Below are 13,813 nucleotides of genomic sequence, written 5' to 3'. Positions count from 1 at the left end.
TCACAATATTTCCACAAAGTTTTTAAGAAAGCCTGTCAAAACCTATCAAGTTCACCATAGAGCGGAGCAGATAGGAATTGAGAGCCCCAAGCGGCTATGCTGTGCGGCGTAAGATTGCAGTTAGACGAGGGGCTTACGAGAAAGCGGCCTATGGCCGTCGCAAGAGATGCTCCGATTCAAAGAATATTTGTGAAGAGGTGATAGGGATTATGGCGATTCCGAATATGTGGCGAACCAAGAAACAGCGTTATAGTCTGCAGGGAGAGGTGTGCATCCACTGCGAGCGCGCCGTCTTTCCCCCGCGACAAATTTGCCCACACTGCCATCAGCCGATGCGCGAGCAGCGCTTTTCCACAGCGGCGGCGTTTGACTTCCATGCGATGATGCCCGCCGTCGCCGCTCAGCCGATGATGGTTGGAGATGACTGATGAGCGGCCACTTGGGCAAAAACCGACCGGAGGGCATTCCTGCCAGGCTGAGCGGTCGGGGCGAAGTGTACAGCTTCACGACCATGTATAACGTCCCACGCGGCTATGAAGATCAGAAGCCGTATACGATTGCACTTATCAAATTAGACGAGGGTCCGATGGTGACCGCCCAGCTCACCGACGTTGACCCGCAAGAGGTGAAGATCGGCCTGCGCGTGGAGATGGTGACCCGCAAGCTGCGTGAAGAAGGCGAAGAAGGCCAGATCATTTACGGTTATAAATTCCGCCCGATCCTGGCGGATGCGCTGACGAATCGACAGCAGTCAAATCGATAGGAGAGGGTGGAGAGCGGCGCAGCCTACACCTCCTCTAAAGTTACGTCCAAAAACACTGACCTTTCAAGAAAGGGACGCTTGCAGCAAGCGTCCCTTTTCTATTCTCTGCACCCTCCGACGGACCCGTTCGATCACAATCTGTTAACGTTTCATCACAAGCTGCTTAATATAGCCGGGATAGACTGCAAATGTTGTTGCCAGAAGCATCGGTTGAGCTTAAAAACGCACTTTAGATAAAAAAGAAGTTTGAAAGAGTGACGAAGCTGGAGTATACTGTTGGCGCATCGCTGGCGAACACATAACAACCGTTTGTACAGTCGCTCTGACAGTTTCAGCTCCCTCTACTCACTCTAATGGAATCGAATATGTCGCAAAGCACACTGAATCAGCCGCTGTCTTTGCATAGGACGGCAACTGGACAGGCGAAATGGCGGCGCAAGATATGGCCGACCGTCGAGGCTTATTTATATCTGGCGCCGACGCTCTTTGGCCTGTTAATTTTCGTCTTCATCCCGATCTTCACCTCATTTCACCTAAGCCTGCATCGGATTGCGCCGTTCGGCAATGTGATGCGCTTCGTCGGCTTCGACAACTACCGCACTTTGCTCACCAGCCCGGACTACTGGGATAGCGTGCGCATCACGCTCCTGTTTGTGTTGGGCACGGTGCCCACCGGCATTGCATTGGCGGTGGTGTTGGCGATCCTGCTCTCTTACCCGCTCGGCAAGATGGCGTGGTTCTATCGCGCCTTGATCTTCGTGCCGGTGATTATCAGCAGCGCCGTGGCGGGCGTGCTCTTCCGCTGGCTCTATCATCCGGTGGTCGGCTATCTCAACTACTGGATGGTGCAGCTTGGTCTATTCGAGAACATGCAGCAGGCGCCCAACTGGCTCGGCTCTAAAGAGTGGGCGCTGGTGGCCGTGATCATCGCCACCACTTGGCGGCAACTTGGCTTCAACGTCATCATTGCGCTGGCGGGCGTGCAGAACATCGACGAAAGCTATTACGACGCCGCCAAGGTGGACGGGGCCGGCGTTTTGCAGCGCATTCGCCACATCACCTTGCCGCTGCTCTCGCCGACGCTCTTTTTTCTGCTGATCATCAACATCATCTACAGCTTCCAGGCGTTCGGCGAGATTCACATCTTGACGCAGGGCGGGCCGGGCCGCGCCACAATGACGCTCGTTTACAGCATTTTTGACACCGCCTTCGTCGGCACGCCGCAGCGCGGGATTGCTTCGGCGCAGGCGTACCTGCTCGCCATCCTGGTGGTGATCATGTCCTTTATCAACTACGCGGCGGCGAATCGGAGGGTGCATTACCAATGATTGCCACACAGACGCAGCGACCTCGTCGCAGATTGCATATTCACGTCCAAGACATCGTCGTGCATCTGCTTCTGCTAGGAATTGGGCTCATCATTTCTTTGCCCATCATTATCGCCTTTTTCACCAGCTTCAAAATTCCATCGCAGATCATCGTCTTCCCTCCAGAAATTTTGCCCCGACAGTGGACGTTCGAGAACTACATCGTCGCCTGGAACGTCAATCCCTTTGGCCGCTTCCTGCTCAATTCGACGATTCAGTCGGGCATCATTACGCTGGCGCAGGTCATCTTCAGCATCATGGCCGCCTACGCCTTCGCCATCCTTGATTTCCCAGGACGCAACGGCCTCTTCTATCTGGTGATCGGCAGCCTGATGGTGCCCTTTGAGCTGGTCTTTATTCCGAACTACCAGTTGGTCTCGGCGCTCGGGTGGGGAGACACCTACATGGGGCTGACGGCGCCTTTCCTGGTCAGCGCCTTCGGCGTTTTCTTGCTGCGCCAGTTTTTCCTGACCGTGCCCAAGGACTTTCACGACGCCGCCCGCATCGACGGCTGCGGCAACTGGCGCTACCTGTGGACCGTGCTCGTGCCGCTGAGCAAAGGCTCGATCGGCGCCTTCGCCATTTTCGCCTTTCTCAGCGCCTGGAATCAATACCTCTGGCCGCTCATCATCACCAGCAAGGTGGAAATGCGCACGTTGCAGATCGGCATCCGCTACTTTATGAGCACGCTCGACCGTGGGGCGGACTGGGGGCCGGTGATGGCCGGCTCGGTCATCGCCATCCTGCCCGCCTTGCTGGTCTTTCTGTTCGCCCAAAAGCAGCTTGTGCGCGGCATCGCCATGACTGGCTTGAAAGGGTGAGCGGCTCGCCTTCGATGCGCTTGTGGATATCCAGCCCGATGGGCTGTGAATCATCAACTGTCGGTATCCAGAATCATTTTATCAAGATTACCAGGAGGAAACTGTGAACAAGAGATGGAGTATTCTGACGCTTATCCTGATCATCGCCATTGTGGCGGCGGCGTGCGCCGCGCCGGTGGCGCCCAGCGCGCCCTCGGCGCCTGCGCAGGAGGCCCCGCAAGCGGCTGCGCCGACCGAAAAGATCACCATCGAATTTTGGCACGCCATGGGCGGCAACCTCGGCGAAACGGTGCAGATGCTGGTCGATCGCTTCAACGCCAGCCAGGATGCGGTGTTCGTCAACGCCACCTACCAGGGCTCGTACGACGACACCTACAACGCGCTCCTGGCCTCCTTTGAGAGCGGCGGCACTCCGAACATCGTCCAAAACTTCGACCTCTCCTCGCAGACGATGTTCGACACCGGACGTCTCGTGCCGGCCTGGCAGTTGATGGAGGCCGACGGCTTTGACCCGAGCGTCTTCATTCCGGCTGTGCGCGAATACTATTCGGACGAGAACGGCATGGTGGCGATGGCCTTCAACAGCAGCACGCCCCTGCTCTACTACAACGCCGAGATGTTCGAGGCCGCCGGCGTCGAGCCGCCGCAGGGCAGCCTGAAGTTCTCGGAGTTCAAGGCGCTGTGCGACAAGCTGCTGGCTGCGCAGGTGGCGCCCTACTGCTTCACCTTTGGTCAGGTCGGCTGGGAGTTCGAGCAATATCTGGCCAACAGCGGCGGCCTTTACTTCAACAACAACAATGGACGCACGGCGCGACCGACCGAAGTGCTTTTCAACCAGGATAAGGGCGTCGAGGTCTTCACGCACCTGACCGACCTCGTCAAGGAAGGCTACGCTCCCAACCTGAACAACACCTGGACGGAGACCGACAGCACCTTCCTGACCCGCCAGGCCGCCATCGAGTTCGACTCCACCTCTGACGTCTCTCTGATCCAGAAGGCGGAGTTCAAGGTCGGCACGGCCTTCATCCCGCACGCCGACAGCAGCGAGCGCAACGGCGTCGTGTTGGGCGGCGCAGCCCTGTGGCTGATCGACTCCGGCGACCCCGCCATCAACAACGCCGCCTGGCAGTTCATGAAGTTCATGGCCGACCTGCCGCAGCAGAAGGACTGGCACATGGCGACCGGCTACTTCCCGGTGCGCGTCGAGCTGTTGGAGGACCCGGAGCTGCTGCAGTTCTGGACCGACAACCCCAACTTCCGCACCGCCATCGACCAGCTCGTGACGACCCGCACCGTGTTGGATGACGGCACGCCGAACTACGCCGTGCTGGGCGGCCGCGCCGGCCCCTTCCCGGCCATCCGCCGCATTATCGTCGAGACCTACAGCCGCGTGCTGAACGACGGGCTCTCGCCGCAGGACGCCCTCAACGAGGCCGCCGTCAAGGCCAATGCGGAGCTGGAAAATTACAACGCATTCTTCGAGTAAGCCTACAGCAACCGATGATTCCAGGGCGAGGGGCGACAAGCCTCTCGCCCACATTTCAGCGAGCAGACATCTCGTCCCCTGGGTAGGTGAATAGCAATGAAACGTCGCATTGCCTGGGCAAGCCTGCCATTCTGGATGCGCTCCTTGCTCTGCTTGGGTGTTCTCGCCATGGCCAGCGCAACCGCCTCTGCCTGTGCGAGCAAGGCGCTCAGCGTCGGCAAGCCGCAACCGCTGCCGCCGCCGCGCATTGAAGTCGTCGCCGATGGCCTTTTTGCGCCGTTGGGGCTGGCGCTGTTGCCGGACGGCAGCCTGCTCGTGGCCGAGGAGGGCACCGGCAAGCGCGATGACAGCGCCGGCGTGACGTTGATCACGGTCGACGGCGAAATTGGGCGGTTGGTCTCGGGGCTTCCCTCCTCGCGCGATTCAGGCGACCTCGCCGGTGCCAATCTGGTGGGCGTCAAAGGCGATGGCTCCCTGATCTACGTCGGCAATTTCGGGGCCGGCCACCTGTGGACGCTGCCGCTCGAACAGGTGCTGCGGCCGGCGTCGCCGCCGAAAGCCGCGCTGCCGCAGACGCCGTTCACCCCTGACGCGCTGGGGCAGGCGATGCGGCGGCTCAACAATGTCATGTTGATCAACCCCTTCGACATGACCTTCTCGCCCGACGGTCGCCCGGTCGTGACCGACGCCAGCGGCAACGGCGTCGCCATCGAAAATCCTGACGGGACGACGCGCTTCTTCCATCGCTTTGACCCTCTGGTCGATCCGAACAACCCCGTGCAGACCGTGGAGGCCGTGCCGACGGGGATCGAGCGCTTCGGCGAGGAGTATCTGGTGACGTTGACGGGCGGCTGCCCCTATCCGGCCGGCGTCGGGCAGGTCGTCGCCGTCGATCTGCAACGCAACCAGCGCACCGTGCTCGACGGCCTCAACATGCCCATCGACGTGGCGTTTGGGCCGGACGGATCGCTCTGGGTGCTCGAATTCGCCACGTTCACCCCTGGCGCCTCCTGCTTCACCGGAAGCGGCTACCAGGTCAACAGCGGCCGCCTCAGCCGCGTGCCGCCCGCTTGCCTGACGCCGCGCGGCCTGCGCGAAGGCTGCCAACTCGAAACCGTGATCGACAAACTGAACTTTCCCGGCGCCGTCTTGCCTGCGCCCGACGGCTCGCTCTACATCAGCGAGGTGTTTCCCGGTCGCGTTCTGCGCGTGACTTTTGGAGGGGGTGAAAGCGAGGAACCGGAGAGAGGGAGGAACGGAGACGCAGTCGGGAATCGCCCTCAAGACGAGTCCGCCAAGGAAAAGGCTGCAGCGCCCCAGGAAAGCGGCCGCGTCTCCATCGCCCCCGAGGCGTACGATGAAGCGTTGCGGCGGCTGATTCAAACGCTGGATTTGCGCCCTAACCCCGGCCGCAACATGGCGCAGGTCGATCCGGCGCGCGCCGAACTGGGCCGCCTGCTCTTCTTCGACCCGATCTTGTCGGGAGATCGCAACATCGCCTGCGCCACCTGCCATCACCCCGCCTTCGCCATGGCGGACGGACGCGTGCTGCCCATCGGAACCGGCGGTCAGGGATTGGGGCCCTCGCGCGTCTTTGTGGAGGAAGTGGAGCTGGCGCAAGAGGCGGGCAACGTGCGGCGATTGGCGGCCCGCGCAGATGACTGGGTGCACAACCCCTTCATCGGCCAGTTCGTGCCGCGCAACAGCCCGACGATCCTCAACAGCGCGCTGATGGAGCTGCAATTTTGGGACGGCCGCGTCCAGCCCTACGCCGGTCAGATCAAGACGCTGGAGCGCGTGGTCAACGAGCTGGCGCTCGACGACGCCCTCACTGCGCAGGCGCTCTTTCCGGTCACGAGCCTGCATGAGATGGCCGGCGCCACGCTCGGCGGCCTGCCTCCTCACCAGATTCGCCGCGCCCTGGTCGAGCGGCTGCGCGCCAACCCGACCTACGTCGACCTCTTTCGCAAGGCGTTCGATGCGCCCGACGCCCCCGCCGCCGAGCCGGTGACGATCGAGCGCCTGGTCGAGGCGCTGGCCGCCTTTGAACGCACGCTGATCTTCACCGACGCTCCCTGGGACGCCTATGTGCGCGGAGAAGCCAACGCGCTCAGCGAGCAACAAAAGCGCGGCGCGCTGCTCTTTTTCGGTGCGCTCGATGAGCGGGTGAACTGCGCCGCCTGTCACAGCGGCGATCTCTTCACCGACCACGCCTTTCATAACCTGCTGGCGCCGCAACTTGGCCCCGGCAAAGGCAACGGCTACAGCCGCCGCGAGGACTGGGGCCGCGCCAACGTCACCTTCGACGCGCGCGATCGCTTCGCCTTCCGCACACCCAGCCTACGCAACGTTGCGCTGACCGCGCCTTATTTTCATAACGGCGCCTTCGCCACGCTGGAGGCCGCCATCTGGCACCATGCCGACCCGCTGAACAGCGTGCTCAGCTATGACCCCAGCGTCAACGGCGTCCCGCCCGACCTGTACAGCAGCGTGCAGCCCTTTGCGCCGGAGCGGCAGCTCGGCTCTGCGGCGCCCTTACTGCGCAACGGGTTGCCGCTGAACGAACAGGACGTGGCCGATCTTGTCGCTTTCCTGGAGGCGCTGACGGATCCAGCCGCTAAAAACTTGATGCACCTGATCCCGGACGCTGTCCCCAGCGGGCTGCCGCTCGACCCACTGCCCGCAGACGCGCCCTCGCAGCAGGTGCAGGCGCCCCACATCGAGGCGGCTGTAGCGCCCCCGCCGCAAACAATCGCTCCAATTAACGAAAACGCGACCGGTGACGTGATCCTGCGCAACGTGGCTGCGGAGGTCGGCCTCGACTTCCGCCACGGCGCCTTTCGCACTGCCATCCACCAGGACATGGTGGCGGCGATGGGCGGCGGCCTCTGCTGGATCGACTACGACAACGACGGCTGGCTCGATCTGTACGTCGTCAACTCCTATGCTGTGCAGGAAACCGATTTCTGGCTACAAAATGGCGGCCTGCCGCACAATCGCCTCTATCGCAACGTGGGCGGCCGCTTTGAGGATGTCACCGCCGCCTCGGGCGCAGGGCTGACGATGCGCGGCAACGGCTGCATTGCGGCGGATTTCAACAACGACGGCTGGGTCGATCTCTACGTCACCGCCTATGGCGCCAACGCTTTGCTCTGGAACAAAGGCGACGGAACCTTCCAGGAGGGCGCAGCCGCAGCCGGCGTCGACGCGCCCGAATGGAGCAGCGCAGCCGCCGTCGCCGATCTCAACGGCGACGGTTGGCTCGACCTCTTCGTCGGCGGCTACATCGACTTCAAACGCAAAATTCCCAAGCCTGTCGGCGCCTTCCCACAGGACTACTACGGCATCCCCGACCGACTCTATCTCCACCGTGGGTTGGACGCAGACGGACGGGTGGTCTTCGAGGAGGTCACGCTGAGCGCCGGCCTCGTCAAGGAGGAGCGCACGCTTGGCGCCATCTTCACCGACGTGGACAACGACGGCGACCTCGACCTTTACATCGCCAACGACGGCCACCCCAATCGCCTCTATCGCAACGACCCCTGGCCGGGGGGCGTCGAGGCCGACCCAGAGCGCCTCGGCTTCCGTTTTGTAGACGTCACCCACTCGGCGGACGTCGGCGACACCGGCTCCGGCATGGGCGTGGCCTCCGGCGACTACGACGGCGACGGGCGCTTCGACCTTTTCATCACCAACTGGGAGCGCGAGCTGAACGCGCTCTATCGCAACACCACCGAGCCGGGTGGGCCGATCACCTTCCAATACAGCACCTTCCGCATCGGCCTCAGCGGACTGGGCAACGGCATGACCGGCTGGGGAACGCATCTCGTCGACCTCGACAACGACACCGACCGCGACCTGCTGATCGTCAATGGCCGCGTGCCGGTCACCAACCTGGAGACCGACCCCGAGCTGGTGCGCTACTATCGCAATCGCACCTGGAGCCTCGACGGCCCTTCAGACCGCCCCGGCCACTTCATCGAATGGACGCAGCAGGTCGGGCTGAAAGAGCTGGGTCCGCTGCTCGGTCGCGGCAGCGCGCTGGCGGACTTCGACAACGACGGAGCGCCCGACATCGCCATCAGCCAGATCGCAGGCGATCTGGTGTTGCTCAAAAGCAGCGGCGCTGTCGGCGCCTGGCTGCAGGTCGATCTCGGCGGCGTGCATCCGGGTGCGCAGGTCACCGTAGAGCTTCCCGACGGTCGGCGATTGGTGGGCGAGGTGCACGTCGGCAGCAGCTACCTGGCTTCTGAAGATGCGCGGCTGCACTTTGGCCTGGGAAAGGCGACGCACGTAAGGCGCGTCGCCGTGCGCTGGCCCAACGGTGCGGAGACGAGCCTGGAAAATGTAGCAGCCAATCAGAGAATCCTGCTGGCGCCACCGTGAGGTCGTCCCTATTCTGTTTTTTCAAACGTTGTTGGTCTGCCAGGGATGAGCGGCTGCGAGCCGCTATTTTCCCAAACGTTGTTGGTCTGCCGAGGACGGGCGGCTGCGAGCCGCCCCTACGATGCATCCTCCTCCCCCTCTCCCAGCCTTGGGAGAGGGGGTTGGGGGGTGAGGGCCTCCTCCCCTACGGCGAACCGGTCTTCGTTGGCCGTCCCCCAACCTCGTGATTGGCTAGGGACGGGCGGCTGCGAGCCGCTATTTTCCCAAACGTTGTTGGTCTGCCGAGGACGGGCGGCTGCGAGCCGCCCTTACGATGCATCCTCCTCCCCCTCTCCCAGCCTTGGGAGAGGGGGCCGGGGGGTGAGGGCCTCCTCCCCTACGTTGCACCAACCGCAAAGCGCCAATCAAGCGAGATTTTTTCTCGATTTGAGACCGCCCCTCAGTCGTTCTATAATCGCCAGCATTCCCGCCTCAAAATCGTGCGTTCTCGTTCCAGCAAAGGAGGATATAAACATGTGCGTTCCTGCTTGCACAAAGAAGATTGCTTCAGAGGCAGTCGCTCGACGCAATTTTTTGCGGGCGGCTGCAGGGATGATCGGCGTGGCTGCGCTGGCGGGCTGTGCGCCGGTCTCGGCCACGCCCCCCGCCGGCAGCGCCGCCGCGGCGGTCGGCGCCATGGCCGGAAAGCATAGCTTCAGTCGCATCGTCGATCTGACCCACACCCTCGCCCCTGATTTCCCCACCTTCGGCGGCGACCCGCAGTTGGAGATGGAGACGCTGGTGACGCTGGCCAACGACGGCTACAACATGTATCGCTGGCTCTTGGTCGAGCACACCGGCACCCACATGGATGCGCCCTTCCATTTCTCGGACGGCCTCAGCGCCGACCAGATTCCGGCGGAAGATTTACTGGGACCGCTGGCGGTGATCGACATTCGCGCCAAGGCCGAGGAAAACCCCGACGCCCAGCTCACGCCAGACGACATCGCAGCCTGGGAAAGTCAGCATGGCCCCTTGCCAGACGGCGCCATCGTGGCGATGTACAGTGGCTGGGACGCCTTTGTGACGACGGAAAAATTCCGCAACGTCGACGACAGCGGCGTGATGCATTTCCCCGGCTTTCATATCGAGGCCATCGAGATGTTGTTGAGCGAACGCAACGTCAAGGGCATCTTCGTGGACACGCTCAGCCTCGACTACGGCCCTTCGGCGGATTTCGCCGTGCACTATCGCTGGCTGCCCGCCAACAAGTGGGGCATCGAGAACGTGGCGAACCTGGGGCTGCTGCCGCCCACCGGCGCCATCGCCATCGTCGGCGGCCCCACCATTGCGGGCGCCACGGGCGGGCCATCGCGCATTTTCGCGCTGCTGTGAAACTATTGCGTGGTGCGTGTTCCGTAAAGATTCACAACAAGAATCTCGCTCTACGCAACACGCAACACGCAGCACTGCGCAAACAATATCACGATCCTCCTGGCGCTTTTCTGGCGATATTCGCCGTTCTGGCGTATCATATGTGCCATTCAAGGCGCAATGGGGCGGAGACGCAAAGATGCAGAGGAAAGCCTTTGCCTTTGCGTCTCCGCTGTTTATCCACCCCGAGCGCGCAAAAACATGGATGCATTTTCAGAAAGAGCGGTTATGCAAGCCAGAATCGTCGTGCTGGCCGGAGACGGGATCGGGCCAGAGGTCACCAACGAAGGGAAGAAAATTCTCGACGCCGTAGGCCGAAAATTCGGTCACGCCTTTGTCTACGACCACCAACTGATGGGCGGTTGCGCCATCGACCAACTCGGCACCAGCCTTCCCGACGCCACCGTGGAGGCGTGTCTCCAGGCCGATGCGGTGTTGCTGGGGGCGGTCGGCGGGCCGAAATGGGATAATCCCACTGCGCCCGATCGACCGGAGCGCGGCCTGCTGGCCCTGCGCAAGGCGCTTAATCTCTTCGCCAATTTGCGGCCGGTGAAGGTGCATAAAGAGCTGATTCACGCCAGCACGATCAAGGAGTCGGTGTTGGAAGGGACCGACCTGCTGGTCATCCGCGAGCTGACGGGAGGCGCTTATTTCGGACCGCGCAAGGAAGCAGGGGAGGAAGGCTACGAAGCTTACGACACCATGCTCTACACGCGGCCGGAGATCGAGCGCGTGGTGCGGCTGGCCGCAGAGGCGGCGCGCGGCCGACGCAAAAAGCTGGCAAGCGTGGACAAGGCCAACGTGCTCGCCTCCAGCCGGCTGTGGCGCCGCGTCACCATCGACGTGATGAAGGAGTATCCGGACGTCAAGCTGGAGCATGTGCTGGTGGACGCCATGGCGATGCACCTGATCCGCCGCCCCGCCGCCTTCGACGTGATCGTGGCGGAAAACCTCTTCGGCGACATTCTCACCGATGAAGCCTCCATGCTGGCCGGCTCTATGGGGATGCTCCCCTCCGCCAGCCTGGGCGACAAGCAAAATAGCCACGGCCTTCCACTGGGATTGTATGAACCGATCCACGGCAGCGCGCCCGACATCGCCGGCAAGGGCGTCGCCAATCCGCTGGCGACCATCTTGAGCGTGGCGATGCTGTTGCGCCATAGCCTGGGGTTGGAAGCCGAGGCGCAGGCGGTCGAGCGCGCGGTGGACGAAGTGTTGGCCGCCGGCGTGCGCACCGGCGACATCGCCGACCCGGGCTGCGAAGTTGTGGGAACCGGCGTCATGGGTGACCTTGTAGCGGCAAGAATTTAAGACATTAGAAATTGTTTATGAACGAAGCGCAACAACAACGACTCAGCGCCAATATTCACCTGCTCGGTGACATGCTCGGCGAAACTATCATCGAGCAGGAAGGGCAGGCGGTCTTTGAATTAGAAGAGCAGATCCGCGGCCTGGCCAAAGCCTGGCGCGCCGGCGATGCATCGGCGGGCGAGGCCATTAAAGCCCTGATGCCTTCGCTCATCGAGGACCTGCCGCGCACCTTTGCGGTGCTCAAAGCCTTTACGACTTACTTCCAGTTGGTCAACCTGGCCGAGGACGAACAGCGCATCGAGATTTTGCGCGATCGCGCCCGCGAGGCGCAGATGACCGGCGTGCCGATGCGCGAGACGCTCTACGAGTCGATCGCCCGTTTACGCGACGAAGGGTTGTCTGCAGAGGACGTGCAGCGCATCCTGGACAACCTCTACGTGGTGCCGGTGCTCACGGCGCATCCCACCGAGACCAAACGCCAGACGATCCTCAACAAACTGCGCACCATCAGCGACACGCTCGAGCAGATCACCACGCCGGGGCTTCTGCCCAGCGAAGAACGGGAGCTGCGGGAGCAGCTACGCGAGGACATCGCCCTGCTCTGGCAGAGCGACGAGACGCGCGATCGACCGCCGACCGTGATGGACGAGGTGCGCACCGGCCTTTACTTTTACGAGGTCACTATCTTCAAGCTGATCCCCAAGATCTATGAAGAGCTCGAGCGCAGCCTGGCGGAGGTCTATCCGGGCGTCAAGTTCCGGATTCCACCCTTCCTGCGCTACGGCTCCTGGATCGGGGGCGATCGCGACGGCAACCCCAATGTCACCCTGAGCGTGACCGAAGAGGCGTTGCGCGCCATGAAGGAGACGGTGCTCAAGCAATACAACATCGCCATCGACGAGCTGTATCAGCACCTGATCCCGGCGACCACGCGCGTCAGCATCAGCGACGAGCTGCGAGCGAGCATCGCCGAGGACTTCAAGCTGGTGCCTGAAGAGGAAGTCGAGGTGTTGGAGCGCTTCCGCATGGAGCCGTATCGCCAGAAGCTGATCATGATGTTCCGCCGGCTGCGCGCCACGCGCGCCGAAAATGAGCGCCCTTGGGACGACCGCGAGCGCAACCCACGCGCGTACCGCAATGTGGATGAGTTCATGAACGATCTGCGCATCATCGAGCGCAGCCTGCTGGCGAACAAGGGGGAGCGCCTGGCGCGCGGTCGTTTGGCGAAGCTGATCCGTCAGGTGGAGGTCTTCGGCTTTCACCTGGCGACGCTCGACATCCGACAGCATTCATCTCGCCACCGCGAGGCCATCGCTGAAATCTTCGCCACCTATGGCATCTTCGCCGATTATCAGGCATTGAGTGAAGCCGATAAGATCGGCGTGCTCACGCGCGAGATTCACAACCCGCGGCCGCTGACCGCCCAACTTCATTTTTCAGAGCCGACCAACGAGACGGTGGCCCTCTTCCGCCTGATGCGACGCGCCAAGCATGAGATCGACGAAGATGCAGTGCAGACCTACATCATCAGCATGACCAATTCGGCGAGCCACGTGCTGGAAGTGTTGCTGCTCGCCAAGGACGCCGGCCTGATGGGGCGCATCGACATTGTGCCCCTTTTTGAGACGGTCAGCGACCTCGACGCTGCGGCGCAGATCATGGCGACGCTCTTTGAAAACCCCGCCTATCGTCGTCACCTCGAAATGCGCGGTTGGCGACAACAGGTGATGATCGGCTACAGCGACTCCAACAAAGACGGCGGCTACCTGCGCGCCAACTGGATGCTCTTCCTGGCGCAGCGCACGCTGGCGCGGCTGTGCGATCAGTTCAACGTTCAGCTTACGCTCTTCCACGGTCGCGGGGGCACGTTGGGGCGCGGCGGCGGCCCGGCCAATCGCGCCATTCTGGCGCAGCCGCCCGAATCGGTGCGCGGACGCGTGCGCCTGACCGAACAGGGAGAGGTGATCAGCACGCGCTATTCCAACTTTGCGCTGGCGCGTCGCCATCTGGAGCAGTTGGTCAACGCCGTGATCCTGACTGCAGGCAAACGCCCGCAATTCCCCAAAGAGGAGGAATGGGCGCAACGCATGGACAAACTGAGCGACATTGCGTTCCACAAATACCGTTCGCTGGTCACGAAACCGGGCTTCATCACCTATTTTCACGAAGCGACTCCGATCAACCATATCGGCGCACTCAACATCGGCTCGCGACCGGCGCGGCGCAAGGCCACGCAAGACATCAGCGACCTGCGAGCGATCCCCTG

At 62.2% G+C, this 13,813-nt stretch carries 9 protein-coding genes (1 of these 9 cut by a window edge); all 9 read left to right on the top strand.

What is annotated here, in order from left to right; all coding sequences use genetic code 11:
* Positions 1-209 precede the first annotated feature (209 nt).
* Positions 210-428 (top strand): zinc ribbon domain-containing protein, encoded by a 219-nt coding sequence (locus Q0367_RS03010; protein ID WP_297634885.1) that lies wholly within the window; start codon positions 210-212, stop codon positions 426-428.
* Positions 428-763 (top strand): Zn-ribbon domain-containing OB-fold protein, encoded by a 336-nt coding sequence (locus Q0367_RS03005; protein ID WP_298980886.1) that lies wholly within the window; start codon positions 428-430, stop codon positions 761-763. The genes Q0367_RS03010 and Q0367_RS03005 overlap by 1 nt, the downstream gene beginning before the upstream one ends.
* 365 nt (positions 764-1,128) lie before the next feature.
* Positions 1,129-2,091 carry a carbohydrate ABC transporter permease gene (locus Q0367_RS03000; RefSeq protein WP_298980883.1) on the top strand — a complete coding sequence of 321 codons (963 nt, stop codon included), beginning with the start codon at positions 1,129-1,131 and terminating at the stop codon, positions 2,089-2,091.
* Entirely contained in the window at positions 2,088-2,951 is an 864-nt protein-coding gene (locus Q0367_RS02995; protein WP_298980881.1) for a carbohydrate ABC transporter permease, read from the top strand. The genes Q0367_RS03000 and Q0367_RS02995 overlap by 4 nt, the downstream gene beginning before the upstream one ends.
* Positions 2,952-3,054: 103 nt before the next feature.
* Positions 3,055-4,437 (top strand): ABC transporter substrate-binding protein, encoded by a 1,383-nt coding sequence (locus tag Q0367_RS02990; protein ID WP_298980879.1) that lies wholly within the window; start codon positions 3,055-3,057, stop codon positions 4,435-4,437.
* 96 nt (positions 4,438-4,533) lie between these two features.
* Positions 4,534-8,823 (top strand): ScyD/ScyE family protein, encoded by a 4,290-nt coding sequence (locus tag Q0367_RS02985; protein WP_298980876.1) that lies wholly within the window; start codon positions 4,534-4,536, stop codon positions 8,821-8,823.
* A 513-nt stretch (positions 8,824-9,336) separates the two neighbouring features.
* A complete protein-coding gene (locus tag Q0367_RS02980) occupies positions 9,337-10,197 on the top strand; it encodes a cyclase family protein (RefSeq protein ID WP_297634904.1) in 861 nt (286 codons plus the stop codon).
* A 267-nt stretch (positions 10,198-10,464) separates the two neighbouring features.
* On the top strand, positions 10,465-11,547 hold the full coding sequence (gene leuB / locus Q0367_RS02975) for a 3-isopropylmalate dehydrogenase (protein ID WP_297634908.1): 1,083 nt from the start codon (positions 10,465-10,467) through the stop codon (positions 11,545-11,547).
* 17 nt (positions 11,548-11,564) lie between these two features.
* Positions 11,565-13,813 carry the 5' portion of a phosphoenolpyruvate carboxylase gene (gene ppc, locus Q0367_RS02970; protein WP_297634911.1) on the top strand. Its footprint extends 508 nt past the window's final position, so only the first 2,249 of its 2,757 coding nucleotides appear in the window; its start codon is at positions 11,565-11,567; its stop codon lies beyond the right edge, outside the window.

It is taken from the genome of uncultured Caldilinea sp. (assembly GCF_937128415.1).
In the GTDB taxonomy this organism is placed as follows: domain Bacteria; phylum Chloroflexota; class Anaerolineae; order Caldilineales; family Caldilineaceae; genus Caldilinea.
The sequence above is the reverse complement of the archived record's forward strand: the minus strand, read 5'-3'. Positions and strand labels throughout refer to the sequence as shown.